The sequence below is a fragment of the uncultured Mediterranea sp. genome (assembly GCF_902493215.1).
In the GTDB taxonomy this organism is placed as follows: domain Bacteria; phylum Bacteroidota; class Bacteroidia; order Bacteroidales; family Bacteroidaceae; genus Bacteroides.
Window position 1 is genome coordinate 105236 of sequence record NZ_CABUOL010000006.1, and the last position, 25364, is coordinate 130599.

Consider the following 25364-nt stretch of genomic DNA (forward strand, 5'->3'; position numbering starts at 1 on the left):
TGTGCAAAATGCGGCAATGTTTGGGTGCAAAACATTGCTTTCTTTGGTACAAAACATTGCTTCTTTCGAGGCAAAGCATTGCTTCTTTTGCAGCATGAGGTCGGCACTTGCAGGAAGCAGGTCAGGACGTATGTTCCTTCAGGATGCGATGGGGCAGGTTGCCGTGTCCCAGCAGCTCGATGGGGCAGTTGAAGTTCTGCTCCAGCCACTCGCCCGTGATGCCTGTGTCGGGGTGGTAGTGCAGTGTTTCGTTGACGCAGGCGATGGACTTCACCTGCTGGAGCACGGTGCCGATGTCGTGGCTGACGAGGATGATGGCGCAGTCGCGGTTGATTTCGGCCAGCAGTTCGTAGAGGCGGGCTTCGAAGCGGCGGTCGAGGTAGGTGGCGGGCTCGTCGAGGATAACCACTTCGGGGTCGGACACGATGGCGCGTCCCAGCAGGGCGCGTTGCAGCTGTCCGCCGCTCAGGGCGCCGATGGCCTTCTGTTCCATGCCTTCCAGTCCCATGCGGGCGATGACCCGGGCGGCGCGTTCGCGTTCCTCGGCGGTATAACGTGCGCTGAGGCTTTTGCGACTGCTCAGGCCGGAGAGGATGACTTCGCGGACGGTGATGGGGAACTTGCGGTCGATGCTGGCATACTGGGGCAGGTAACCGATGGCAAGGGGAGCCTGTTTGTCCTTTTGCGGATGGAAGGCGATGGTACCGCTCTGAGGTTTCAGCAGGCCCAGGATGCAACGGATGAGGGTTGTCTTACCGCCTCCGTTAGGGCCGATGATGCCCAGGAAGTCGCGGTCGTAGACGGTGAGGTCCACGTCGCGTAACACGGTACGGCCGTCGTAGCCGGCACTGAGGTTCTGTATTTCGATGAGTGGCTGCATAATGGATAATTGAGAATTGAGAATTGAAAATGGAGAATGGAGGAGTCTAATTTTCAATTTTCAATTCTCCATTATCAATTCACGTACCGTTTTCAGCATCTCCGCCTCCCAGTCGTAAGCCAGCGGATTGATGTCCACTATACGGGTACCTGTCTGGCGGGCAATGAGCTCGGCGTTGCGGCGGTCGAACTCGGGTTGCACGAAGATGACGTGGATGTCTTCCTGCTTGCAGGCGTTGATGAGTTCCTTCAGGTGGGCGGGCGAAGGCTCCTTGCCTCCGTCTTCGATGGAGAGCTGGAGCAGGCCGTAGTCGCGTGCCAGGTAGCTCAGGGCGGGATGATAGATCATGAAGGCATGGTCGGCTCCGGGCTGGGCAAGCATCTGGCGGCAGAGGCTGTCGGTACGGTCGATGACGGTGCAGAGGCTGTCGTATCGGGCCAGGTAGTTGTCGCGGTTCGGATTGTCGAGGGTACAGAGAGCCTTCAGGATATTGGTCGCGATGATACGTGCATTGGCGGGCGAGTTCCATACATGCGGTTCGGGACCGCTGTGTATATGGTAGGGTTCGTCGGCATGCGACTCTTCGTGCAGGCCTTCCTGCAGGATGAGGTCGATGCCGTGTGAGGTGTCAAACACTTGCAGGTGGGGAGCATTGTCTGTCAGGCGGTCCATCCACGTCTGTTCGAAGCCTATGAAACCGATGCGCAGGTAGGCCGTGCTCTTGGAGAGCGACATCAGCTGGGCGGGCGTAGGGTCGTAGGTTTCGGGGCTACTGCCTTTGGGCACCATGCTGACCACGTCGAAGCGGTCGCCTGCAATGGCTTCAGTGAAGTAGCGCAGGGGCTCGATGGTGACGGTGATGACGGGCTTCGTGTCGCCGTCGTCCGCTTCTGCCTTCTGTCCGGCAGGCTTGCAGGCAACCAGCAACAGGGTCAGTATCCAGAGGGTATGTATCTTTTTCATCTTCTGTTAAATCTTTGTGAAAGCTGGGCAAAGATACAAAGAATGTGTTAATTAACGGTAAAGTTCGGGCATATTTTATGGAACGTCGTTCGGCTTCGTGGCACGCAATATTTCGCGTTTCCCTCCCGGCGGGCCGGGCAGACGCTCCATGCGGAAGCCGATGTCCTGCATCAGGCGGCGCACGGCTCCCTTGGCACAGTAGGTGGTGAGGATGCCGCCGGGCGTGAGGCAGCGGTAGAGGTTGCGGAAGACGTCGGGCGTCCACAGGGCAGGTTGTTTCTCGGGTGCGAAGGCATCGAAGTAGACTACGTCGCAACGCAGGGGCGGATGTTCGTCTTCGGCCTGCCACGAGGTCAGGTCGCGGCGGAGCTTCAGCAGGCGGAAGGTGGGGGTGAGCTGTACTTCGGTTTCCCACGGCGCTTCGTGGAGGAGGCGCAGGCGCGGATCATCACTGTAGTGCAGGGCCTCCACCTCGGGCCAGGCCAGCGGATAGAGCTCGATGCCCGTGTAGCGGACGGGGCGTCCGGAGCGTTCGGCCTCCTGCAGGGTGAGCAGGGCATTCAGTCCGGTGCCGAAGCCCGCTTCGAGCACCTGCGGGCAGGATGCGGCAGAGGCTTTCAGCCCCATGTCGATGAAGATGTGCTGCGACTCGGTGCGGGCACCTTTCACGGAGTGATAATGTTCGTTCAGTTCGGGTACGTAGAGCGTGGCGCTGCCGTCTTCGGTCTGTTCGATGATTCTGTGCATGATTTTTCTTTTCTTAACGGGTCGTCAGATGCCGGCTGCGGAGATGGCTCCCTGAAGCGCCCACAGCATGGCGATGTAGCGGAGCAGCTTACCGGCAAACATGGAGAGGGTGGTCAGTACGAAGTTGCTGCGCATGAAGCCCAATGCGATGGCAATGGCCTCGCCCACGAACGGGAGAAAGGCGAAGAAGGCCATCAGCGCGCCTTTCCCCTGAAGGAAGCGCATCATACGCTCTACTTTCTCCTGCTTCACCTTGAAGTATTTTTCTATCCATTCCGTCTTGCCCAGGCGTCCCATGTAGTAACAGGTCAGTCCGCCTACGGTATTGCCCACGGCAGCGGAGAGTACACAGAGCGTCGGGCTCAGGCCCAGCTTGACCAGGGCGACGAGCACCAGTTCGGAACTGAAGGGCAGTATACTGCCTGCCAGCAGCGCCGACAGGAAGAGGCCGATGTATCCCCAGTCGATGAGGAGCTGGAGCAAGGAATCTACAAAAGCGTCCATAGCTGATAGAAGTAAAGGAACAGGGTCCCTGCCAACGTGAAGATAAAGAAGGCATTGGACAAGCGGCTGCCGGTCAGTGCAAACAAGTGTCCGGCCAGAATGCTCGTGGTACATACCAGCAGCGGGCAGAAGCTGGCGAACAGGTAGGGCTGCAAGGCTACGAGCACAAACTGGCAGAAACCGAAGAATACCAGAAAGTACAGATAGGTGCGGGTACGTATCTTGTCCTCATAACCGGCCAGCAGGCAGTGGACGGCGCTGACAGCGTAGACTACAAACAGGAAAGCCAGCGAAACGCTCTGCAACAGGTCGAAGCCCGTCCATAGCGGACGGAAAAGCCGGATGTCGCCGATGTACTGGAGAAAGTCGGCTGTATGGCCTGTCAGTGTGGCATATCCTATGGCCATCCACCAGGGAAAGGCAAAACCCACAACCGAGGCGGCCATGCTCCGGAAGTTCAGGGCAAAGAAACTGAAGGCTCCTATCCAAAGCAGGGGAACCAACAGCATGTATGGCGGTACAATCATTCCCGCGATGCCTGCCAGGGCAAAACAATGGAACAACGTTCCTGAGGTCTGTTCCTGACGATAACCTGAAAAGAGGAGTTGCAGGGCTATCAGGCTGCAGACGGAACACAATAGCCCGGCCAAAGCTTCGTGTACAGCCGGCAGGGCGGCAATCAGCAGGAAGTAGATGGCGCTCTGTATGGAAGCCCGGACGCGGATCAGGGCAAACGTATTGTTCAGGTTGACGAGGAAGAAGGCGACGGCACTGTGCAGGAGGAATCCTGCCAGCGGCAGGAACCAGTGTCCGGCCGGATGTGCTGCCAGGCTTTGCAGCCATTGGGGGCCTGCATCTCCAAGGCCGGTGTCGGGCAAGAGGAGGGCGGCCGCTGTCCAGCAGACAGTGGCTATGAGCATGGCGGCAGGCAGGGTGAACCTGCCTGCCGTCACTTTGTTCTGAAACCGTCGGTTTCTCATCGGCTTGCGGGTGGGTCGGTTAGAGGTCGAAGCCGATGTCGCGGCGGAAGTACTTCTTCTCGAAACTGATCAGGTCGGCCACGCGGTAGCTCTTCTGCAGGGCTTCTTCCTTGGTGTTGCCGTACGAGCAGACAGCGATGACGCGTCCGCCGTTGGTTACTACCTGTCCGTCCTTCAGCGCCGTACCGGCGTGGAAGAGGATGCTGTCCGTGGCGGCTGCCTGCTCCAGACCGGTCATCACCTTGCCCTTCTCGTAGGCTTCGGGGTATCCGCCGCTGACGAGCATCACGCAGGCGGCCGTACGTGGGTCGAGAACCAGTTCCTTGGTGTCGAGGTTACCGTCGCGCACGCCTTCGAGCAGGTCCACCAGGTCGCTCTGGATGCGCAGCATCACGCTTTCTGTCTCGGGGTCGCCCATGCGGACGTTGTATTCGATGACCATCGGCTCGCCCTTCACGTTGATGAGGCCCAGGAAGATGAAGCCCTTGTAGAGGATGCCTTCCTCGATGAGGCCGTTTACGGTGGGCTCGATGATGCGGGTGCGCACTTTCTCCATGAACGTGTCGTCGGCGAAGGGTACGGGTGTCACGCTGCCCATGCCGCCGGTGTTCAGGCCCTTGTCGCCCTCGCCGATGCGCTTGTAGTCCTTGGCTACGGGGAGCACCTTGTAGTTCTTGCCGTCGGTCAGCACGAAGACGGAGCACTCGATGCCGCTGAGGAACTCCTCGATGACCACCGTGGCACTGGCGTCGCCGAACATGCCGCCCAGCATTTCCTTCAGTTCGCGCTTGGCCTCGTCCAGCGTGGGCAGGATGAGCACACCCTTGCCGGCGCAGAGGCCGTCGGCCTTCAGCACGTAGGGAGCTTCGAGGGTTTCGAGGAAGGCGAGGCCTTCTTCCAGATTGGCGGCGGTGATGCTCTTGTAGCGGGCGGTGGGGATGCCGTGGCGCTGCATGAAGCCTTTGGCAAATTCCTTGCTGCCTTCGAGCGTGGCTCCGGCCCGTGTGGGGCCTATCACGGCGATGTGGCGTGTCTCGGCGTCGTCGGCAAAGTAGTCGTAGATGCCTTTCACCAGCGGGTCTTCGGGACCCACTACAATCATTTCCACTCCGTTCTTCAGGACGAAGTCCTTGATGGCGGGGAAGTCCGTGGCCTTGATGTCCACATTCTCGCCGGCGGCTTGTGTGCCTGCGTTGCCCGGGGCGATGTAGAGCTTCTCCACTTTGGGGCTTTGGGCTATTTTCCATGCCAGGGCATGTTCACGGCCGCCCGAGCCTAAGAGTAACAGTTTCATGATGATGTCTTGTTATGTTATACGTTGTTTTATCTACCGTTGGATAGTCTGTCTATCTACTGCTGGATAGCCTGTCTATCTACCGTTGGATAGAGTGTCTATCCAACAGTGTCCTTACAGATAGTCCTCGAAGTATCTTGTAATCTTCTCGTGCAGATGCACGCGGTCGCGGCCCAGTACGTTGTGCTTGTGGCCGGGATAGATGAAGAGGTCGGGATACGTACGTGCGTCCACACAGGCCTTCATGAACGACAGGGTGTGCTGGGGCACGCAGGTGTCGTCGTGGTCGTCGTGGATAATCATCAGATGGCCTTTGAGGTTGGGCGCCAGATTCTTCAGGTTGCATTGCTTGTAGCCTTCGGGGTTGGTCTGCGGCGTGTCCATGTAGCGTTCGCCGTACATCACCTCGTAGTAGCCCCAGTCGATGACGGGTCCGCCTGCCACGCCCACCTTGAAGAGGTCGGGGTAGCGCAGCATCAGGGCCGTGGTCATGTGGCCGCCGAAGCTCCATCCGTGTACGCCGATACGGCTGCCGTCCACGTAGGGCAGCGACCGGAGGAACTCGACGCCTTTCACCTGGTCCTTGCCCTCCTCGATGCCGAGGTGGCGGAAGGTGCAGTTCTCAAACTCCAGGCCGCGGTTCGAGCTGCCGCGGTTGTCCACGGTGAAGAGGATGTATCCCTTGTTGGCCATGTAGAGGTCCCAGCCGCGGGCGGCGTAGTTCCAATTGTTGACAATCAGCTGGGCATGCGGGCCGCCGTAGACATAGACGATGGCGGGATATTTCTTGGTCGGGTCGAAGTCGGCCGGCTTGATGAGGCGGTAGTAGAGGTCGGTCTTGCCGTCGGCAGCCTTGAGGGTGCCCGTTTCCACGCTGGGCATCTTGAAGCCCTCGAAAGGATTGGCGGCGGTGAGCAGGCGTACGGTCTCCTTGCCGTTGGCGGTGGAGGCAATGTTGATGGCGCGCGGCACGTCGGGAGCCGACCAGTTGTCCAGCAGGTACGTGCCCGAGGCGGAGAGTTGCGCGTTGTGCACGCCCAGTCCGTTGTCTATCGGAGTCAGCTTGCCGTTGGCGATGTTCACCTTATACAGATTGCTCTGCAGGGGCGACTCCTTGGTGGCGGCGATGATGACTTCCTTCTTCTTGGCGTTGAAGCCGAGGATGCTCTGCACGAGCCATTCACCCGAAGTGAGCTGTATGCCTGCGGCTCCGGCGGGAGTCTTTCCCTTTCCGGCTTTCTCGATAGTCTTCCACAGCTTCTCTACCTCTCCTTTGGTGAGCTTCTGGGGTTGGATGGCGTGGAGTTGCTTCAGGTCGTACAGATAGAGGTGGTTGTAACCGTCGCATTGGCTCTGGTAAATGAACTTGTTGCTGTCCCACGGCAGGAACAGGATGGGGTTCTGCGGCTCCACGTACTTGGGATGTGTCTCCTCGATGAGCACCTGTATCAGTTCGCCCGATGCGGCGTCGTATTGGCAGAGCTTGCTGTGGTTCTGGTCGCGGTTCAGTTCGATGAGGAAGAGCGACTTCTCGTCGGGTGCCCACGAGATGTTGGTGAAGTAGCGGTCGGTGGGGTCACCCGTGTTCAGGTAGACGGTCTTGCCGTTGGCAGGGTTATAGATGCCCACCTGCACCTTGTGGCTCGTCATGCCGGCCATGGGGTAGCGGATGTTGTTCACCTCACCCACGCGGGCGGTGATGTCCACCAGCGGATATTGGGTCACCATCGACTCGTCCATGCGGTAGAAGGCCAGCAGGTTGCCTGTGGGGCTCCAGAAGGTACCTTTCGAGATGCCGAACTCGTTGCGGTGAACGCTCTGTCCGCAGACGATGCCTTCGGGTTCGTCGGTCACCTGCTTGTTGTCCACGTAGAGGTTGTTCTTCAGGGTGTAGGCCACGTGTCCGCCTGCCACGGTATAGTCCGTGTTGGCGGCTTGCTTGTCGAAGGTCAGGACGTCGGTTGTTTTTCCGGCCTTCCAGTCATAAGTGATGTATCGGCCGGGCAGGGTGATGAGAAGTTTCGTCTGGTTTTCCCACGGCAGCTGTACGTTGTAGAGGTGTGACAGCTTGCCCAGCTTTTCAGCTTCGAGTGCCTGGTTGATGCTTTCGCGGGTAGTGAGCAACGTCTCCTTGCCGTTCTTGGGGTTGACGGCCACGAGGGAGTCGATGCCCGGCTTGATGCACTGGTCGCCCCACCATTGCAGGCCGTAGAGGCTCTCGGCATAGCGGTAGGTTGCCCCGCCGGGGATGAGGTCCTCCAGTGTGGGGTATTTCAGTTCGTTTGTTGCAGTTTCTTGTGCCATAAGGTGGGTACCGGTCAGGGTAGTTGCTGCCATTAGCAGGGCTACCATGTTCTTACTGATTCTTTTCATCTTTTTTATTGAGATTGTCTTTAGGGTTGTTGCGTAGTTCTCTTCTTTTCCTTTCAGGGTACGACTCGCCCGAACGCGGTTTGCGTTCGCTCTTGAAGTCTTTCTTGAACTCCTTCTTTTCACGCGGAGCGAAGTCCTTCCGTTCGCCACGGGGCTTGAACTCTTTCTTCTCGCCGTCGCCGAAGCTGCGCCGTTCGCGGGGCTTGGAGTCCTTGCGGACGGCAGGGCGTGATTCACGCTGTTCTTTTTTCAGCTCTTCGCCTTCGGCGCGGAAATCCTTGTACTTGCCGTCGAAGATTTCGTATTTGCGGAACTGGCATTCCAGGGCACCATTGAAGAGCGGAATGCGTGCGCTGGCCTTCAGGCCTATCTGATCGAAACATTCGTCACGGTAGGAGAGTATCCAGGCGGTGTTGCCCGTAAAGGCGTGTTTCAGGCGTTCGCCTATCATCTCGTAGAGGCCCAGCAGGTCGTCCGTCGAGATGCGCTCGCCATAGGGTGGGTTGGTGATGATGATGGATTTCTCCTGCGGCTGCTCGAATTGCTGGAAGGGTTGCAGCTTCAGGACGATGTCTTTCGTGACACCCGCCGCCTTGACGTTGTGAGTGGCTATTTCGTTGGCTTTCGGATTGTTGTCGTAGCCGTATATCTTGTGGGCGAACTCACGTTCCTGGCTGTCGTCGTTGTAGATGGCGTCGAAGAGGTCGCGGTCGAAGTCGGGCCACTTCTCGAAGGCAAATTCCTGACGGAAGACGCCGGGCGCGATGTTGCGGGCAATGAGGGCCGCTTCGATGGGGATGGTACCCGAACCGCACATGGGGTCGATGAGGTCGCACTCGCCCCTCCAGCCCGTCATCAGAATCATGCCGGCGGCCAGCACTTCGTTCAGCGGGGCTTCGACGGCCTCCTGGCGATAGCCGCGGCGGTGGAGCGACTCGCCGCTCGAATCGAGCGACAGGGTGCAGGTGCTTTCGGCGATGTGGATGTTGAGCAGCACGTCGGGCTTGTTGATGCGCACGTTGGGTCGCTTGCCCGTCTTCTCACGGAAGTAGTCGACGATGGCGTCCTTCACGCGGTAGGACACGAACTTGCTGTGGCGGAACTCTTCGCTGAACACAACGGCATCCACGGCAAACGACTTGTCCGTCGTCAGATAGTCTTCCCAGCGGATGGCTTTCACCTCGTTGTACACCTCGTCGGCGTCGTGGGCGGTGAAGTGCTTCAGCGGCTTCAGGATGCGGATGGCGGTGCGCAGGCAGAAGTTGGCTTTGTAAAGCATTGCTTTGTCACCTGTAAAAGATACCATTCTCCGGCCTATCTCTATGTTATCGGCACCCAGTTCCGTCAGTTCCTGTGCCAGTACTTCTTCCAGACCTTGGAAGGTCTTGGCTATCATCTCAAAAGAAGGTTGTTCGTTCATTTCTATTTATTTCAGATTTCAGAATTCAGATTTCAGTGTTCCTTTGTGCCTTCATTTCTTGGCTTTGGTCTGCACGATGCGTGCGCCGGCGGGCACGTCTTCGGTCACCCAGATATTGCCACCCACGGTCGCTCCGCGTCCCACGGTGATGCGTCCCAGAATGGTGGCGTTGGAGTAGACGATGACGTCGTCTTCCAGAATGGGATGGCGGGGAATACCCTTGATGGGCTTGCCGTCGGCATCGAGGGGGAAGCTCTTGGCACCCAGCGTGACGCCCTGGTAGAGCTTGACGTTGTTTCCGATGATGCAGGTTTCGCCGATAACCACACCCGTGCCGTGGTCGATGGTAAAGTGGTGGCCTATCTGTGCGCCCGGATGGATGTCGATCCCTGTCTCGCTATGCGCCATTTCGGTGATGATGCGGGGGATGAGGGGTACGCCGAGGCACAGCAGCCGGTGGGCCATGCGGTAGTTGCTGATGGCGCGGATGGCCGGATAGCAGCTGATGACTTCGCCGAAGGAGTGGGCGGCGGGGTCGCCGTTGTAGGCGGCTTCGACGTCGGTGGCCAGGATGCGGCGCATTTCGGGCAGGGTGGCGATGAAGCCTGCCGCCTTCTCGGCTGCCTGCTGGCGGAGCTGTTCGGTACAGCAGCCGTCCTCCTGTCCGTCGCCTGCAAAACAGAGGCCGGCCAGTATCTGTTCGGTCAGCTGGTCGAAGAGCTGTTCGACGTAGACGCCGATGTGGTATTTCAGTGTACGGCTGTTCACGTTCGAGATGCCGAAGTAGCCGGGGAAGACGATGGCACGCGTCAGTTCGACGATTTGCTGCAATGCCTTGCCCGACGGGAGCGGATTGCCGTCCGTGTGCTGGTGGAAAAGGCCTTTGTAGGACTCGCTTTCCGAAAGCTCGTCTACCGTCTGTGCCAAGATGTGGGTAAAGTTGAGTGGACTCATCCGAATATCCTTATATGGTTCGTAAAGTGGCAACAAAGGTAGCAAAAACTTGCCAAATATCCTACATCCTCTTCATTTATAGCTCGCTCGGGCGCAAACCGAACGACTTGCCGGTCATCTGCTCCACACGGATGCGCCATACGACCACGTTGCGAACGGCCGGGTCGCCCATTGTGCAGGGATAGTCGGTGTAGTGCTTCATCAGGAGGGTGAGGATGTGTCGCTTCTCGTCCATGTCGTCTACAAATTCGACACGTCCGCGGCAGATGACGCTACGGCTCTTCATGCTGTACGAGCAGGCCACCTGCTGGTGCATCCACACCAGTTCATGTCCGTCGCAGAAGGTGATGCACACGTCGGGACGCTGGCGGAGCATTGCGAGCTTTCCGCCGTCGGGGCCGGAGTGCAGGTAAACGATACCCTCCTCGTAGGCAAAGTTCATGGGGAGGACGTAAGGATGGCCGTCCGCATCGGTGATGCCCACCATGCAATAGGGGCAGCGGCGGATGACGGCTTCCATTTCTTTGGGGTCGGTGATGCTGATTGTTTTCATGTACTTGGTTTTTGGTGGCAAAGTTACAGGTTTGCGGGAAAATAACAAGAAGATTGTCGTGCAATCATGGGGAAAATAGTAAACATTGCTTTTCCGCGCTCTTCGGCTTGCCGTTTCGGGGCTTTTCAGCATTGTGGAGCCGATGCGACTTCTCTACCCTTCCTTTTGTCGCTTTTATACCTTTCTTTTCTGATAAAAAATCATTAAATTAAAGTTACATGAAATTAAAAACCTTTTTACCGCTATTCAGCTTGCTGATGCTGTTCGCCTTTATTTCCTGTAATGAGGAAGACGAAAACAACAGCGCATACCTGGACCTTAGCAAGCAAGTGTTGACACTGACCGAAGGCGAAGCCACGACTTCTACTTTTTCTTTCAGTGTAAAGGCATCCGATGCCAACATCCCCTACCTGTGTCTCTATGTAGACAAGCAAACCGTCGATCAAGTGTCGAAAGGCGAACTGACGGCTTTCCTGATGGATAACCTCAAGAAGCAGGCCGAAGCCAAAGGCACTCCGTTCGAGCAGTATGTCGATTCCATCAGCCTGAAGGGCGACCACACCGACCTGATGGTTGAGAATCTGCTTCCCGGCCGTATCTATGAGTTGGTTGTGTTTGCCGTCGACGGTACGCGTGCTGCCGAACAGGCCGAATATCTGTTCTTCCAGACGGAAATTGCAGAACCGGTTGACTGTTCGTTCGATGTACAGGTATCTGGCATTACAGATAAAACGGCACAGTTTGCCGTGAAACCTTCCAATAAGGAAGTGGATTATTATTTCTGCACCTTCCCGAAAGCTACTTACCAACAGGCAGTAGATATGGGGTGGGACAATCTGCAGATTCTCAATACCTATTTCGGTGAGGAGATGAACCATCGGGTATCTGAACTGGCTCCCGACGGTAACATTACTCCTGAAGTAATAGACCAACTCCTGAAGCAGCTCTTCCATCAGGGCGACTTGACTCTGACGGCATCGGGTTTAATGAACAAAACCGAATATGTATGGATGACGGCTGCTTTCAAGACTGTAGAAGTAGACGGAGCTTTGACTTTCGTTATCGTTTCCGAACCGGCAACCGGATCTTATACAACAGACGAGGGCGACAACAGTATGATTGATATGAAGTTCGACATACAGGTGACCGATGTAACCGCCACTTCTGCCAAAATCAAGGTAGTGCCTGAAGACTTGGAGCAGACTTACATCTGGTGTTACGACCCCTACGACGAGTCGACCAAGGATCTGACGCCGATGCAGATTGCAGAGCAGTTTGTCAAATCGCAAGGTCCGCTTATCGGTTTCGTAGTGACGAGTGGCATTCAGGAAGCACCCGCTGCCACGCTGACTCCCGGCGTGAAACATTATGTATTGGCTTTTGCCTACAAGATTGGTACGGGCATCGTGAGCGAGCCGACATGCTATGAGTTTGATGCCAAGCTTTCGGAAGGCGATCCCTCGAAAATGACATTCTCGTATTATGTCAATTCTTGTCTTCCCTATCAGGTTGATTTCAATATCATTCCTTCTGACGAGACGTTGCCTTATACAAGTCTGATGATGCCCGACGAGGACTATAACGAAGCCGAGGCAAAGGCTGCCATCGAAGAAGAAGTGAAACTGGCTTATCAGGAAAGTCTGCGTTTCGACCCCGAGAAGCCTATGAGTACCTTCCTGTATGAAAGCTATTACCGTCCGGGTTCACGTTATGGCAATGTTTATAAGAACCTTACTCCGGGCAAGTCGTATACGCTGAGCTATTTTGCCTTGAACAACGAAGGAAAGGTGGCTCGCGTGCAGGCCGACAAGTCGTTTATTACGGCTCCGCAATTCTCGGATGCAGAGATCAAGGGAGAATGCCTGGGCTACTTTGACGGTAACGAAGAGGCCGGCAAGATATTCGGTGATTCGGCTGCTACCGCAGGCCGTGCCATTGTCGTGATGCGCTTCACGCCTTCGGAGGGTACGAAGGATCCCCGATACATCCTGGTAGACAAGGTGTACGAACAGATGAGTGACGTGGAACTGTATACATCCTTCAACTGGACCAGCATTTCTGCCGAACGGAATTATTATGCCTATGTCCTGAGCGACTGGAATACGAACTACTCCTGCTTCATGTCTGTAAAAAATGAGGAGGGCGTTGACAGCAAGGTAGAGCGTCTGTCCGTCGGCCAGCTCATTCAGGCCAATGCGGGCAACATTGAAGATCTGAAGAAAATCGTCAATGATGCCAACGCCGGTACCAAGGCATTGAATCTGCCCAACCAGAAGATTGCCGCACAGACGGAAAAAGGAAACAAGAACCAGGTGCAGATACCTTACCGTCAGGCTGAAGTGAAGCAGCAGGCCGTTGCGGGCCAGCCGATGACTTTCGGTCGCGAGTTCTATCTGCCGGTAGTCAACTCTGTGAAGAAATAAACGTGTACAACCATTTAAACAAGAAAACATGAAACTTAAACTGATATATCTGTTGTCATTCTTCTGCCTGCTCATGGCCGGGTGTAGCGATGACGACCCCGCATTGGTACTTTCGCAGACCGAATTCAAGGAAATCGCCAGCGAAGGAGGTGTCTGCAAGATCGAGATTTCGACCGCTAACGAATGGACTGCCACCAGCGACAACGACTGGTGCAAGGTGTCGAAGGAAGAGGGCGTGTTGAGCCACACGCTGGTCGTGGACGTTGAAGGCAACCTGGGAGAGGCTCGTACGGGCCAGGTGACCGTCAGCTCGCTGGGTGTTGACTATGTCATCACCATCAGCCAGCAGGGACTGGAAGAAGGAAAGGAACTGAAATACCGCATTCCCATCGTCTTCCACGTTATCTATGCCGACGAGAAAGACTCAACCCAGAACATTCCGGCATCGACCATCTACGCAATGCTCGACGATGTGAACCAGATGTACCGCAATGCTGGCGGTACCAATACGGTAGACCTGAACATGGAATTCGTTCTGGCTGAAACCGACCCTCAGGGCAACCTGCTGAAGGAGCCGGGCATCGACCGTGTGAAGTGGCTGACTGCCGAACTCGATCCGGCCGACGTGATGGAAGACAATACACGCAAGTATGTGCACTTCCTGTGGGAGCCTAACGACTACGTCAACGTGCTGATATACCGCTTTACGGCCAACAACATCTTGGGTATCTCTACTTTCCCTTATACGACGGCTTCGCATCCGATGGACGGAACCGATGTGCTTCCCGACATGAACATCTCGCTGGCCAACCTTACCTACGTGCGCGGCGTGTCCATCAACAGCTCTTTCGTTGGCAATGTGGACGATGCTCTGACTCCCTATGCTCCTGAAAGCTATAAGGAAATCATCACGAAGCAGGTAGACGACGGCATCACGCTGGCTCACGAGCTGGGACACTACTTCGGCCTGCGCCACGCCTTCTCCGAGGCAAACGTAGGATGCCTGGATACAGACTTCTGCGGAGACACGCCGAGCTACAACTATCAGGACTACACCATGTTTGTACAAGGCATCTACCAGCAGATGGGCGAGGAAGGCTATGCCGCCAGCTTCGACTGGGAGAGCCTCTTCAAGCGTACGAACTGCCGTACCGGCGAAGAGTTCACTTCACACAACATCATGGACTATGCCTACAGTTACCTGGATGAGTTTACGGCCGACCAGCGTCTGCGCGTTCGCCACGTGCTGGACTACAGCCCCATGATTCCGGGTCCGAAGCAGACACGCGCCTACCTGAGCACAAAAGCCGTGTCCGACGGTCCGATGGACCTGCCGTTCTCCGTATCCGACTGCGGTCCGCGCGGCCTGATGCTGAAACACTAATCGGTCAGCCGATTTGAGGAATACAGACAAAGCAGGCGTTTCCTACGGCGGAACTTCAGTTCCCCGCGCAGGAAACGCCTGTTTCTTATACTAGGAAACGCCCGTTCCCCTTAAAGGAAACAGGCGTTCCCTTTAAATGGTAACGGTCGTTCCCTTCAATGGTAACGACCGTTTCCTTATAGGGGATACAGCTCCACCTGCCTTGGGCCGGCGGTATCTCCTTATTCTTCGAGGGCAAAGTCCAGCTGTTTCTTCTCCAGATTGGCGCGGGCCACGCGGATGGTGATGGGGTCGCCCAGGCTGTAGGTGCGGTTTTTGCGGCGGCCGCGCAGGCAGTAGTTCTTCTCGTCGAACTCGTAGTAGTCGTCATCGAGGTCGCGGATGGGTATCATGCCTTCGCACTTGTTTTCGTTCAGCTCCACGTAGAGGCCCCATTCGGTGACGCCTGAGATGACGCCGTCATAGACCTGACCGAGGCGTTCGGTCATGAATTCTACCTGCTTATACTTCACGCTGGAGCGCTCGGCGCTGGCGGCCAGCTGCTCCATGGCGCTGGAGTGTTCGCACAGGGCTTCGTACTTCTTCTCGCTGACCGTGCGGCCGTGCTCGTCGAGGTACTTCGTGAGCAGGCGGTGCACCATCATGTCGGGGTAGCGGCGGATGGGCGAGGTGAAGTGCGTGTAGTAGTCGAAGGCCAGGCCATAGTGCCCGATGTTGTGCACGGAGTAGCGTGCCTTCTGCATGGCGCGGATGGAGACGGTCTCGATGAGGTTCTCCTCCTTTTTGCCCTGTATGTCGTCCAGCAGGTGGTTGATGGATTTGGATACGTCGGTCTTCGTGCCCGTGGTGCGCAGCTTGTAGCCGAAGCGGGCAATGAACTGGGCCAGCGTGTCGAGCTTTTCGGGGTCGGGCAGGTCGTGGATGCGGTAGGGGAACACCTTGGCCTTCTTGCCCTTGGGCACGCGGCCTATCTTCTCGGCCACGGTGCGGTTGGCCAGCAGCATGAATTCCTCGACCAGTTTGTTGGCATCCTTCGACACCTTGAAGTAGACGCTGACGGGTTTGCCCTTCTCGTCTATCTCGAACTTCACCTCGTAGCGGTCGAAGTTGATGGCTCCGGCGGCGAAGCGGCGTTCGCGCAGCTGCTTGGCCAGGCGGTCCAGCTGGAGCACTTCTTCCTTGTAGTCGCCTTCACCCGTTTCGATAATCTGCTGGGCTTCCTCGTAGGTGAAGCGGCGGTCGCTCTTGATGACGGTGTGCACCACGCGGGCATCCTTCACCTCGGCCTTGTCGTTCATCTGGAAGACGACGGAGTAAGCCAGTTTCTCCTCGTCGGGGCGGAGGGAGCAGATGTAGTTACACAGGCGTTCGGGCAGCATCGGGATGGTGCGGTCCACGAGGTAGACCGACGTGGCGCGCTTCTCGGCTTCCTTGTCGATGAGGCCGCCTTCCTTGACGTAGTGGGTCACGTCGGCAATGTGTACGCCCACTTCCCACAAGCCGTCCTTCAGGCGGCGGATGGAGAGGGCGTCGTCGAAGTCCTTGGCGTCCTTGGGGTCGATGGTGAAGGTCGTGACGGAGCGGAAGTCCTCGCGGCGGGCTATCTCTTCGGCGGGAATCTCGTCGGGGATGCGTTCGGCGGCCTTCTCCACGGCTATCGGATAGCTGTAGGGCAGGCCGTATTCGGCCAGGATAGCGTGCATCTCGGTGGTGTTGTCACCCGCACGGCCCAGGATGTCGATAACCTGCCCGATGGGGTTCTTGGCCTTGTCGGGCCATTCGATAACCTTCACTACGGCCTTGTCGCCGCTCTTGCCGCCTTTCAGTTTGTCTTTGGGGATGAAGATGTCGTTGGCCAGCGTGCGGTTTTCGGTGACGAGGAAGGCATACGACTTGGTCACTTCGAGCGTGCCCACGAAGGTGTCGTTGGCCCGCTCCAGTATCTCGATGACCTCACCCTCGGCACTGCGTCCGCGACGTTTGGCATAGAAGGCTATCTTCACGCGGTCGCCGGCCATGGCGTGGGCCGAGTTGCGTTCGGCAATGAAGATGGGGTCGCCTCCGCCGTCGGGGATGAAGGAGTTCTTGCCGTTGCTCTTGCGCTGGAAGATACCCGTCATCTCCACACCGTGGAGGTTGAGCTTGTATTTGTTCTTTTCCGTTTCATTGATGTAGTCGTCGTCCTGCAGTTCGTGGAGCACGTCCATGCAGAGCATTTTCAGCGGATGGGTGGTCAGGTGAAGCTGGTCGAAGATGTACTTCAAGGGCAGCACTTCGCCCTGTTTCTGGTGGAAGAAGTCGAGCAGAGCCTTTACGAGTTCCTTTTTGGTCATGCGTTTGCCGGCCTTCTTTTCTTTCTTTTCTTTTTTCTTTCCCATAATGGTAGGTTGTTTTATCAGGTTTGGCGGGATGAACCCTTGCAAAGATAACAAACTTTTGCATTCGGTAGTTCAGACTGTCTCTAAATTCTTGTCTTTGTGCAGAATTTGCAGGCCAAAAGGAGAGGGATAACAGATTTGTCGTATCTTTGCCTTTCCGTTTTGTAATGGAAGATGTATATGAAATCGCAAGTATTGAATCAGACAGAGAAGTCCGAAGAGGCGGCCCGCGAGGCCGGCATCTATCGGGTGACCCTTGTGGGCAGCGTGGTCAATCTGCTGCTGCTCGTGTTCAAGTTTGTGGCGGGCATCCTGGGGCATAGTGCTGCTATGCTGGCCGATGCCGTCCATTCGTTGTCCGACTTCGTGACGGACATCATCGTCATTGTCTTTGTGCGCATTTCGTCGAAGCCCGAGGACGAGGGACACGATTACGGTCACGGCAAGTACGAGACGCTGGCTACGGCCATCATCGGCCTGATACTGCTGTTCGTGGGCTTCGGCATCCTGTGGAACGGGGCCACGTCCATCTGGGACTTCTGGCAGGGAGGCGAACTGAAAGAACCGGGCATGCTGGCCTTGTGGGCAGCACTGGTATCCATCCTCTTCAAGGAGCTGCTCTACCAATATACCGTGCTGAAAGGCCGCCGGCTGAATTCGCAGGCCGTGGTGGCCAATGCATGGCATCATCGGAGCGACGCGCTCTCGTCCATCGGTACGGCTGTCGGCATCGGCGGTGCCATCCTGCTGGGCGAGCGGTGGCTCATACTGGACCCGCTGGCGGCCGTGGTGGTGAGTCTGTTCATCATGAAGGTGGCCATCCAGCTGCTGGTGCCCTGTGTCGAAGAGCTGTTGGAGAAGTCGCTCCCCGCCGAGGTCGAGGAGAAAATCAAGCAGGAAATCCTTTCTTTCCCCGGCGTTACTTCGCCTCACCACCTGCGCACGCGGCGGATAGGCAGCAGTTACGCCATCGAGGTGCACATCCGCATGGACGGGCAGATAACGCTGGAGGAGGCCCATCATACCGCCACGGCTATCGAGAACCGCCTGAAGAGCGAGTTCGGCAACCGGACTTACATTAATATACATGTAGAACCTGTAAAATAACAGAGCATGAAACAGAGTATCCTGATAACGGGCGCCAGCGGCTTCATCGGCAGTTTTCTGGTAGAAGAGGCCCTGCGCCGCGGCTTCGAGACGTGGGCAGGTGTCCGCGCGTCGAGCAGTCGCAAGTACCTGCAAGAGCCCGGCCTGCACTTTCTGGAGCTGGACTTTGCCCACACCGACTGCCTGTACGAACAGCTCAAGGCCCATCGCGAAGCGCATGGGGCCTTCGACTACGTGGTGCATTGCGCGGGTGTGACGAAGTGCATCGACCCTGCCGACTTCGACCGCGTGAACTGTGGGCAGACCTGTGCCCTGGCCAATGCCCTCCGGAGCCTCGACATGACGCCCCGCCAGTTTGCTTTCATCAGCACGCTGAGTGTCTTCGGCCCTGTTCACGAGGATACTTACGAACCCATCCGCGAAACCGACACGCCCCAACCCAACACGGCCTACGGTCGGAGCAAGCTGAAGGCGGAGCAGGTCTTACTGGCCATGGACGGTTTCCCCTGCGTCATTTACCGCCCCACGGGTGTTTACGGCCCCCGCGAACGCGACTATTTCCTGATGGCCGAATCTATCAAGCGGCATGTGGATATGTCGGTGGGCTACCGGCGCCAGGACCTGACGTTTGTCTATGTGAAGGACGTGGTGCAGGCCGTGTTCCGCGGCATTGAGCGGGGTGTGACGGGGCGTGCCTACTTCCTGTCCGACGGGCAGGTGTATGCCAGCCGTACGTTCTCCGACCTGATACGCCGCGAACTGGGCAATCCGCTGATTGTTCGCATCAAATGCCCGCTGTTTCTATTAAAAGTCGTATCTTTGCTGGCCGAACGGTGGGCTGCCCTGCGCAAGACGACGAGCACGCTCAACCGCGACAAGTATAATATAATGAAACAACGCAACTGGCAGTGTGACATCACGCCCGCCGTCCGTGAGCTGGGCTACCGGCCCGAATACGACCTGGAGCGCGGCGTGAAGGAGACCATTGCCTGGTACAAGAAAGAAGGATGGCTTTAGATATATTCAAGATGGTGGATACCCGCAAGGGGCTGTTTGCAATAGAGAAGGTGTCGCTCATCTACAACCTGCTCACGTCGATACTGATACTGTTCCTGTATCAGCGGATGGACCATCCCCTGCGGATGCTGGGCGACCGTGCACTGATAGCTGCCGTGACCTTCCTGCTGATGTATCTCTACCGCCTGGCGCCCTGCAAGTTTTCTGCCTTTGTGCGTGTCACGATACAGATGTCGCTCTTGTCCTACTGGTATCCCGACACGTACGAGTTCAACCGCCTCTTCCCCAATCTGGACCATGTGTTCGCTTCGGCCGAGCAGTGGCTCTTCGGCGGGCAGCCCGCCATCTGGTTTGCCGAACGCCTGCCCTATATCTGGGTGAGCGAGCCGCTCAACATGGGTTACTTCTTCTACTATCCCATGATGCTGGTCATCGTGCTGTGGTACTTCATCCGCCGTTTCGACCTGCTGGAGAAGGTGTCTTTTGTCATCATCTCCTCTTTCTTCCTTTACTATTTCATCTACATCTTTGTGCCTGTGGCAGGGCCTCAGTTCTACTTTCCGGCCATCGGCATGGAGAATGTCCTGAACGGTGTCTTTCCCTCCATCGGCGATTACTTCAACCACAATCAGGAACTGTTGCCGGGGCCGGGCTACGAGCATGGTTTCTTCTATAATCTGGTGGAGAGTTCGCAGCAGGTGGGTGAGCGTCCCACGGCCGCCTTCCCTTCGTCGCATGTCGGTGTGTCGACCATCCTGATGATTATGGCCTGGCGTGGCAGCCGCTGGCTTTTTGCCTGCCTGATGCCCTTCTATGTACTGCTCTGCTGTGCCACGGTCTACATCCAGGCGCACTACCTCATCGATGCCGTAGCGGGCTTCATCACGGCTTTCGGCTTGTACGTGCTCACCACCTGGATGTTCAAGCGCTGGTTTGCGCAGCCCATGTTCCGCTGACTGTATGCTTCCCTCGGGGTGGAGAGATTTCCCCTCCGCCTTTGAAGGGAGTGTGTCTTCAGAGGCTGTGCGAGCCTTTATGTCGGGCGGGATAGAAAATTATTTCGCCCGACATAATTTTCTATTTCGGGCGAAATAGTTGCCAATTTCGCCCGGAATAAAGACACGCACATAGGCGGGAGAGGGAGTGCTGACAGGTGCGGTGGGGAAGAGTAATCGCCGGAGGAGGGCGGGTGTCACCGCTCCTTCAGCCGTGGGAGGATGGCGTCGAAGATGCGGAACAATTCCTCCTTCGTCTCGGCGCGGAGCATGGCGATGCGCGTGTCGCGGAAGTTGGGCAGACCCTTGAACAGGGGGCTGGCGGCCAGGTGGCGGCGCACGTGGAGGATACCGCGGCGTTCGTCCAGCAGGTTGACACTGTCTTCCACCTCCTGGCGGAGCACGTCCATGCACCATTCGGGGGTGAGCGGGGGAAGCTCTTCGCCCGTCTCCAGGTAATGCTTCACTTCCTTGAATATCCACGGCCGTCCGAAGCTGGCACGGCCTATCATGATGGCGTCCACGCCGTAGCGCTCGAAGCACTCGAGGGCACGTTGCGGGGTGGTGACGTCGCCGTTGCCGATGATGGGGATGTGTATGCGCGGATTCTTCTTCACCTCGCCGATGAGGGTCCAGTCGGCTTCGCCCGTGTACATCTGTGCGCGGGTACGGCCGTGGATGGTCAGGGCGCTGATGCCGCAGTCCTGCAACTGTTCGGCCAGGGTGACGATAATCTTGTGCTCGGCATCCCAGCCGAGGCGGGTCTTCACGGTAACGGGTATCTTCACCGCATCGACCACGGCGCGGGTGATCTCCAGCATCAGCGGGATGTTCTGGAGCATGCCCGCTCCGGCTCCCTTGCCCGCCACGCGCTTCACGGGGCAGCCGAAGTTGATGTCGAGGATGTCAGGGCGTGCCTGTTCCACAATCTTGGCGGCTTCGACCATCGTGGCCGTGTCGCGTCCGTATATCTGGATGGCTACGGGGCGTTCTTCGTCGCTGATGTTGAGCTTCTGCTCCGTCTTGCTGACGGAACGTATCAGGGCGTCGGCCGAAACGAACTCGGTATATACCATGTCGGCGCCGAAGCGCTTGCACATCAGGCGGAAGGCGGGGTCGGTGACGTCCTCCATCGGGGCGAGGAGTACGGGGCGCGGACCCAGGTTTATGTTGGCTATTTTCATATTCTGTTGCGTTTAGGCTGCAAAAGTACGGAAAAATATCTACCTTTGCCACATAACTGATAAAAAGACATGGAACTGAAAGACTTTGAGATAATGGCCCCCGTCGGCTCGCGCGAGTCGCTGGCCGCCGCCATACAGGCCGGAGCGGATTCTATCTACTTCGGCATCGAGAACCTGAACATGCGTGCCCGTTCGGCCAATACGTTCACCATCGACGACCTGCGCGAGATAGCCCGCACGTGCGACGAGCACGGCATGAAGAGCTACCTCACCGTGAATACCATCATCTACGACCAGGACATCCCCCTGATGCGTACCATCGTGCGTGCCGCCAAGGATGCCGGCATCTCGGCCATCATCGCGGCCGACGTGGCCGTGATGACCTATGCCCGCGAGATAGGGCAGGAGGTACACCTCAGCACGCAGCTCAATATCAGCAACGTGGAAGCCCTGCGCTTCTACGCCCAGTTTGCCGACGTGGTGGTGCTGGCGCGTGAACTCAACTTGGACCAGGTGGCCGAAATCTACCGCCACATCTGCGAAGAGAATATCTGCGGCCCGTCGGGCCAGCGCATCCGCATCGAGATGTTCTGTCACGGCGCCCTGTGCATGGCCGTCAGCGGCAAGTGCTACCTGTCGCTCCACCAGATGAACAACTCGGCCAACCGTGGTGCCTGCATGCAGGTGTGCCGCCGCTCCTACATCGTGCGCGACAAGGAGACCGACGCCGAGCTGGAGATTGACAACCAGTACATCATGTCGCCCAAGGACCTGAAGACCATCCACTTCATGAACAAGATGATGGATGCGGGCGTGCGGGTGTTCAAGATAGAAGGCCGTGCGCGCGGCCCCGAGTATGTGCGCACCGTGGTGGAGTGCTACAAGGAAGCCATCCGAGCCTACCTGGACAATACGTTCACGGACGAGAAGATAGAAGAGTGGAACCGCCGCTTGGCCACGGTCTTCAACCGCGGCTTCTGGGACGGCTACTACCTGGGCCAGCGTCTGGGCGAATGGACGAAGAACTACGGTTCGGCGGCCACGGAGCGCAAGATATACGTGGGCAAGGGTATCCGCTACTTCTCCAACATCGGCGTGGCCGAGTTCCTCGTGGAGGCGGCCGAAGTCAATGTGGGCGACAAGCTGCTCATCACCGGTCCCACGACCGGCGCCGAGTATGTCACGCTGGAGGAGGCGCGCGTTGACCTGAAGCCCGTCCAGACCGTCCACAAAGGCGAACACTTCTCCATGAAGTCCGTCAAGATACGCCCCAGCGACAAGCTCTACAAGCTGGTCAGCCTCGAGGAACTGAAACGCTTCAAGGGACTGGATGTGGAACATCAGCGAGGATAATAGGTTCACCACAGAGGAGAATATAAATAGACACCACAGATTACACAGATTAACACAGAACTAATAACAATCTGTGTCAATCCGTGTAATCTGTGGTGAACTTAAAACAATAGACTATGGCAGAAAAATACATCTACGAGCTGGAAATGAAGGTGCGCGACTACGAATGCGACCTGCAGGGTATTGTGAACAACGCCAACTACCAGCATTACTTGGAGCATACGCGCCACGAGTTTCTCACTTCCGTGGGCATCAGCTTTGCCGCCCTTCACGAGCAGGGCGTTGACCCCGTGGTGGCTCGCATCAGCATGGCCTTCAAGACACCTCTGAAGAGCGGTGATGAGTTCGTTTCGAAGCTCTATATGAAGAAAGAAGGCATCAAGTACGTCTTCTATCAGGACATCTTCCGTAAGAGCGACGGCAAGGTGTCATTGAAAGGCGTGGTCGAGGCAGTCTGCGTGGTAAATGGCAGATTGAGCGAGAGCGAGTTGTTCGACCATGTCTTCGCACCCTATTTGACGCCTGTGGTTGATTGAACCTTCCTTTTCACGCTTAAATCTGAAAACCATGAATACCGACGAACGAATTTGCAGTATCGCCCTGACCCTTTGTGCGGGTATCGGACATATTGGTGCCAAGCGGCTGGTGGATACCGTGGGCAGTGCGACCGAGGTGTTCCGTCTCCGCACGGAGCTGCCTGAACGTTATCCGGGTATCATCCATGCTTCTGTCGTAGCCGCACTCGATAACCCTTCTGCCTTCCTCCGGGCTGAGAAAGAACTGGAGTGGGCCGAGAAGAACCGTGTGGACTGTCTGACCTTGGCTGACGAACGTTATCCCTCACGTCTGCGTGAGTGTGAGGATGCCCCTGTCGCCTTGTTCTTCAAGGGAAACACCGACTTGAACCGCCTGCGGGTAGTCAGTATGGTAGGTACCCGTCATGCTACCGATTATGGGAAACAGTTCTGTGCCGATTTTCTTCGTGACCTTTCTGCCTTGTGTCCCGATGTGCTGGTTGTCAGTGGTCTGGCCTATGGCATTGATGTGCATGCTCATAGGGAAGCCTTGGCCAATGGACTTTCTACTGTAGGAGTGCTGGCCCACGGGCTGGACCGTATCTATCCTTCGGTTCATCGGAAAACAGCCGTCGATATGTTAGCCAAGGGAGGTCTGTTGACGGAGTTTCCGACCGATACCAATCCCGACCGTCACAACTTTGTCAGCCGCAACCGCATTGTGGCTGGTATGAGCGATGCCGTCATTGTGGTGGAGTCGGCAGCCAAAGGCGGTTCACTCATCACGGCTGAACTGGCTGAGGGTTATCACCGCGACTGCTTTGCCGTACCCGGACGTACGGGTGATGCCTATTCTGTGGGTTGTAACCAGCTGATTCGCGACAACAAAGCAGCTCTTATCAACGATGCTTCCGATTTTATACGGGCTATGAGTTGGGAGCAGGCTGGTGAAAATGGTAAGGTAATAGCCGTACAACGAAATCTTTTCCCCGAGCTGACTGAAGAAGAACAATGTGTGGTCAGTATCTTGAGTCGTGACGATTTACACATCAATACATTGGTTGTGGAATGCAACATACCTGTAAACCGCATGAGCGCAATCCTTTTCGAGCTTGAAATGAAGGGAGTCGTGAAGGCATTGGTAGGTGGAGTTTACCATCTGTTGGGGTAAGGGCATAAAAAAGGGCTCCGCCGAGCCCAACCTTTGTTAACCTTAAATCTAATACTATGAAAAAAATCACTGCACAAATGTATAGCTTCTTTTCGTATCCTCCAAACCATTCTTCCTTTTCGGCTGCTATTTTAAACTACTTTCACTATTATTTATTGTTTGCGCACACAAAAATCCTATTGATTGCTGTTTGCGCACACAAAATAAATAATCAAAGCAACTTTACCTTGATATATATCAAGTTGTAAATTGCCGGTTTAAAGGTGTGACGAAGTGCTACCCTTTGCCGTTTTATTGGAAATATGTGAGGCCTAATGCTTATGATATAAAAAGAACTCCCCTGCCGGAAGTTTCCGACAGAGGAGTTCGTGTTGATATTAATCAAATGTAGAAAGGAGTCTGATCAGTCTTTCAGCTTGGCACGGATGAAGTCGCGGTTCAGGCGGGCGATGTTGCTGATGGAGACATTCTTCGGACATTCAGCCTCGCAGGCACGGGTGTTGGTACAGTTACCGAAGCCCAGTTCGTCCATCTTGGCCAACATAGCCTTGGCACGGCGCAGTGCTTCGGGTTTGCCTTGGGGCAGCAGGTTGAGCTGGCTTACCTTGGCCGATACGAACAACATGGCCGAACCGTTCTTACAAGCAGCTACACAGGCACCGCAACCGATGCAGCTGGCAGCGTCCATAGCTTCGTCAGCGATAGTCTTCGGGATAAGGATAGCGTTGGCATCCTGCGGAGCACCTGTGTTTACGCTTACGTAACCACCTGCCTGCATAATCTTGTCATAAGCCGTACGGTCTACCATCAAGTCCTTGATGACAGGGAAGCCGGCCGAACGCCAGGGTTCTACAGTGATGGTATCACCGTCGTTGAAGCGGCGCATATAGATCTGACAGGTAGTTGCACCCTGTGCAGGGCCGTGCGGATGTCCGTTGATGTAGAGTGAACACATACCGCAGATACCTTCGCGGCAGTCGTGGTCGAATACAACCGGTTCCTTGCCTTCAGAAATCAGCTGTTCGTTCAGGATGTCAAGCATTTCCAGGAAAGAAGTATCACCGGGAATGTCCTTCATCTGATAGGTTTCAAAAGCACCTTTGGCCTTCGGGCCTGCCTGGCGCCATATCTTCAGTGTAAATGATATATTTTTATCCATTTTCTTTAGT

General features: G+C 56.3%; 21 protein-coding genes. 8 read left to right on the forward strand and 13 right to left on the reverse strand.

Annotated features, from left to right (window positions below; all coding sequences use genetic code 11):
- Positions 1 to 121: 121 nt before the first annotated feature.
- The 10 genes from RDO88_RS05570 to RDO88_RS05615 form a co-directional block, all read right to left on the reverse strand.
- Positions 122 to 880: an ATP-binding cassette domain-containing protein gene (locus tag RDO88_RS05570; RefSeq protein ID WP_307758431.1), complete on the reverse strand. Its 759-nt coding sequence runs from the start codon at positions 878 to 880 to the stop codon at positions 122 to 124.
- 60 nt (positions 881 to 940) lie between these two features.
- Positions 941 to 1843 (reverse strand): metal ABC transporter solute-binding protein, Zn/Mn family, encoded by a 903-nt coding sequence (locus tag RDO88_RS05575; protein WP_307758432.1) that lies wholly within the window; start codon positions 1841 to 1843, stop codon positions 941 to 943.
- A 75-nt stretch (positions 1844 to 1918) separates the two neighbouring features.
- Positions 1919 to 2590: a tRNA (5-methylaminomethyl-2-thiouridine)(34)-methyltransferase MnmD gene (mnmD, locus tag RDO88_RS05580; RefSeq protein WP_307758433.1), complete on the reverse strand. Its 672-nt coding sequence runs from the start codon at positions 2588 to 2590 to the stop codon at positions 1919 to 1921.
- Positions 2591 to 2614: 24 nt separating this feature from the next.
- Entirely contained in the window at positions 2615 to 3094 is a 480-nt protein-coding gene (locus RDO88_RS05585; RefSeq protein WP_307758434.1) for a VTT domain-containing protein, read from the reverse strand.
- The gene (locus RDO88_RS05590; protein ID WP_307758435.1) at positions 3079 to 4074 is read right to left on the reverse strand and encodes a hypothetical protein; all 996 of its coding nucleotides are present in this window, start codon (positions 4072 to 4074) and stop codon (positions 3079 to 3081) included. Before RDO88_RS05590 ends, RDO88_RS05585 begins: the two co-directional genes overlap by 16 nt.
- 19 nt (positions 4075 to 4093) lie before the next feature.
- Positions 4094 to 5368, reverse strand: a complete 1275-nt coding sequence (gene purD / locus RDO88_RS05595) for a phosphoribosylamine--glycine ligase (RefSeq protein WP_307758436.1) — start codon at positions 5366 to 5368, stop codon at positions 4094 to 4096.
- 114 nt (positions 5369 to 5482) lie between these two features.
- Positions 5483 to 7741, reverse strand: a complete 2259-nt coding sequence (locus tag RDO88_RS05600; RefSeq protein ID WP_307758437.1) for a DPP IV N-terminal domain-containing protein — start codon at positions 7739 to 7741, stop codon at positions 5483 to 5485.
- Entirely contained in the window at positions 7725 to 9161 is a 1437-nt protein-coding gene (locus tag RDO88_RS05605; RefSeq protein WP_307758438.1) for a THUMP domain-containing protein, read from the reverse strand. The genes RDO88_RS05600 and RDO88_RS05605 overlap by 17 nt, the downstream gene beginning before the upstream one ends.
- A 51-nt stretch (positions 9162 to 9212) precedes the next feature.
- Positions 9213 to 10115 (reverse strand): serine acetyltransferase, encoded by a 903-nt coding sequence (locus RDO88_RS05610; RefSeq protein WP_307758439.1) that lies wholly within the window; start codon positions 10113 to 10115, stop codon positions 9213 to 9215.
- A 76-nt stretch (positions 10116 to 10191) separates the two neighbouring features.
- A complete protein-coding gene (locus RDO88_RS05615; protein ID WP_307758440.1) occupies positions 10192 to 10668 on the reverse strand; it encodes a pyridoxamine 5'-phosphate oxidase family protein in 477 nt (158 codons plus the stop codon).
- 218 nt (positions 10669 to 10886) lie between these two features.
- Here RDO88_RS05615 and RDO88_RS05620 point away from each other — a divergent pair, with 218 nt between their 5' ends.
- Both RDO88_RS05620 and RDO88_RS05625 read left to right on the forward strand, forming a co-directional pair.
- Positions 10887 to 13091 carry a hypothetical protein gene (locus RDO88_RS05620; RefSeq protein WP_307758441.1) on the forward strand — a complete coding sequence of 735 codons (2205 nt, stop codon included), beginning with the start codon at positions 10887 to 10889 and terminating at the stop codon, positions 13089 to 13091.
- A gap of 28 nt (positions 13092 to 13119) precedes the next feature.
- Complete coding sequence (locus RDO88_RS05625; RefSeq protein ID WP_307758442.1) at positions 13120 to 14475, forward strand: zinc-dependent metalloproteinase lipoprotein; 1356 nt, start codon at positions 13120 to 13122, stop codon at positions 14473 to 14475.
- 221 nt (positions 14476 to 14696) lie between these two features.
- Here the strand turns inward: RDO88_RS05625 and rnr are convergent, their stop codons facing one another.
- On the reverse strand, positions 14697 to 16853 hold the full coding sequence (rnr, locus tag RDO88_RS05630; protein WP_307758443.1) for a ribonuclease R: 2157 nt from the start codon (positions 16851 to 16853) through the stop codon (positions 14697 to 14699).
- Between the two features lie 180 nt (positions 16854 to 17033).
- Here rnr and RDO88_RS05635 point away from each other — a divergent pair, with 180 nt between their 5' ends.
- The 3 genes from RDO88_RS05635 to RDO88_RS05645 are packed head-to-tail and all read left to right on the forward strand — an operon-like array spanning position 17034 to position 19933.
- Complete coding sequence (locus RDO88_RS05635) at positions 17034 to 17960, forward strand: cation diffusion facilitator family transporter (protein WP_307758444.1); 927 nt, start codon at positions 17034 to 17036, stop codon at positions 17958 to 17960.
- A gap of 6 nt (positions 17961 to 17966) precedes the next feature.
- On the forward strand, positions 17967 to 18977 hold the full coding sequence (locus RDO88_RS05640) for an NAD-dependent epimerase/dehydratase family protein (protein ID WP_307758445.1): 1011 nt from the start codon (positions 17967 to 17969) through the stop codon (positions 18975 to 18977).
- On the forward strand, positions 18968 to 19933 hold the full coding sequence (locus RDO88_RS05645) for a phosphatase PAP2 family protein (RefSeq protein WP_307758446.1): 966 nt from the start codon (positions 18968 to 18970) through the stop codon (positions 19931 to 19933). The genes RDO88_RS05640 and RDO88_RS05645 overlap by 10 nt, the downstream gene beginning before the upstream one ends.
- A 236-nt stretch (positions 19934 to 20169) precedes the next feature.
- Here the strand turns inward: RDO88_RS05645 and dusB are convergent, their stop codons facing one another.
- The gene (gene dusB / locus RDO88_RS05650; protein WP_307758447.1) at positions 20170 to 21156 is read right to left on the reverse strand and encodes a tRNA dihydrouridine synthase DusB; all 987 of its coding nucleotides are present in this window, start codon (positions 21154 to 21156) and stop codon (positions 20170 to 20172) included.
- Positions 21157 to 21225: 69 nt separating this feature from the next.
- Here dusB and RDO88_RS05655 point away from each other — a divergent pair, with 69 nt between their 5' ends.
- The 3 genes from RDO88_RS05655 (at position 21226) to dprA (ending at position 24195) form a co-directional block, all read left to right on the forward strand.
- Positions 21226 to 22509, forward strand: coding sequence for a U32 family peptidase (locus RDO88_RS05655; RefSeq protein WP_307758448.1), 1284 nt, complete (start codon positions 21226 to 21228; stop codon positions 22507 to 22509).
- Between the two features lie 116 nt (positions 22510 to 22625).
- A complete protein-coding gene (locus tag RDO88_RS05660; protein ID WP_307758449.1) occupies positions 22626 to 23045 on the forward strand; it encodes a thioesterase family protein in 420 nt (139 codons plus the stop codon).
- A 31-nt stretch (positions 23046 to 23076) separates the two neighbouring features.
- Entirely contained in the window at positions 23077 to 24195 is a 1119-nt protein-coding gene (gene dprA, locus RDO88_RS05665; protein WP_307758450.1) for a DNA-processing protein DprA, read from the forward strand.
- 403 nt (positions 24196 to 24598) lie between these two features.
- Here the strand turns inward: dprA and RDO88_RS05670 are convergent, their stop codons facing one another.
- A complete protein-coding gene (locus RDO88_RS05670; RefSeq protein WP_307758451.1) occupies positions 24599 to 25354 on the reverse strand; it encodes a succinate dehydrogenase/fumarate reductase iron-sulfur subunit in 756 nt (251 codons plus the stop codon).
- Positions 25355 to 25364 lie beyond the last annotated feature (10 nt).

Excerpts from the sequence above, each read along its gene's own strand:
- RDO88_RS05605 (WP_307758438.1), bottom strand. The coding sequence starts at position 9,161 with ATGAACGAACAACCTTCTTTTGAGATGATAGCCAAGACCTTCCAAGGT.
- RDO88_RS05575 (WP_307758432.1), bottom strand. The coding sequence starts at position 1,843 with ATGAAAAAGATACATACCCTCTGGATACTGACCCTGTTGCTGGTTGCC.
- RDO88_RS05600 (WP_307758437.1), bottom strand. The coding sequence starts at position 7,741 with ATGAAAAGAATCAGTAAGAACATGGTAGCCCTGCTAATGGCAGCAACT.
- RDO88_RS05620 (WP_307758441.1), top strand. The coding sequence starts at position 10,887 with ATGAAATTAAAAACCTTTTTACCGCTATTCAGCTTGCTGATGCTGTTC.
- RDO88_RS05655 (WP_307758448.1), top strand. The coding sequence starts at position 21,226 with ATGGAACTGAAAGACTTTGAGATAATGGCCCCCGTCGGCTCGCGCGAG.
- rnr (WP_307758443.1), bottom strand. The coding sequence starts at position 16,853 with ATGGGAAAGAAAAAAGAAAAGAAAGAAAAGAAGGCCGGCAAACGCATG.
- RDO88_RS05590 (WP_307758435.1), bottom strand. The coding sequence starts at position 4,074 with ATGAGAAACCGACGGTTTCAGAACAAAGTGACGGCAGGCAGGTTCACC.
- RDO88_RS05615 (WP_307758440.1), bottom strand. The coding sequence starts at position 10,668 with ATGAAAACAATCAGCATCACCGACCCCAAAGAAATGGAAGCCGTCATC.
- mnmD (WP_307758433.1), bottom strand. The coding sequence starts at position 2,590 with ATGCACAGAATCATCGAACAGACCGAAGACGGCAGCGCCACGCTCTAC.
- RDO88_RS05585 (WP_307758434.1), bottom strand. The coding sequence starts at position 3,094 with ATGGACGCTTTTGTAGATTCCTTGCTCCAGCTCCTCATCGACTGGGGA.
- RDO88_RS05645 (WP_307758446.1), top strand. The coding sequence starts at position 18,968 with ATGGCTTTAGATATATTCAAGATGGTGGATACCCGCAAGGGGCTGTTT.
- RDO88_RS05670 (WP_307758451.1), bottom strand. The coding sequence starts at position 25,354 with ATGGATAAAAATATATCATTTACACTGAAGATATGGCGCCAGGCAGGC.
- RDO88_RS05660 (WP_307758449.1), top strand. The coding sequence starts at position 22,626 with ATGGCAGAAAAATACATCTACGAGCTGGAAATGAAGGTGCGCGACTAC.
- RDO88_RS05570 (WP_307758431.1), bottom strand. The coding sequence starts at position 880 with ATGCAGCCACTCATCGAAATACAGAACCTCAGTGCCGGCTACGACGGC.
- purD (WP_307758436.1), bottom strand. The coding sequence starts at position 5,368 with ATGAAACTGTTACTCTTAGGCTCGGGCGGCCGTGAACATGCCCTGGCA.
- dusB (WP_307758447.1), bottom strand. The coding sequence starts at position 21,156 with ATGAAAATAGCCAACATAAACCTGGGTCCGCGCCCCGTACTCCTCGCC.
- RDO88_RS05640 (WP_307758445.1), top strand. The coding sequence starts at position 17,967 with ATGAAACAGAGTATCCTGATAACGGGCGCCAGCGGCTTCATCGGCAGT.
- dprA (WP_307758450.1), top strand. The coding sequence starts at position 23,077 with ATGAATACCGACGAACGAATTTGCAGTATCGCCCTGACCCTTTGTGCG.
- RDO88_RS05635 (WP_307758444.1), top strand. The coding sequence starts at position 17,034 with ATGAAATCGCAAGTATTGAATCAGACAGAGAAGTCCGAAGAGGCGGCC.
- RDO88_RS05610 (WP_307758439.1), bottom strand. The coding sequence starts at position 10,115 with ATGAGTCCACTCAACTTTACCCACATCTTGGCACAGACGGTAGACGAG.
- RDO88_RS05625 (WP_307758442.1), top strand. The coding sequence starts at position 13,120 with ATGAAACTTAAACTGATATATCTGTTGTCATTCTTCTGCCTGCTCATG.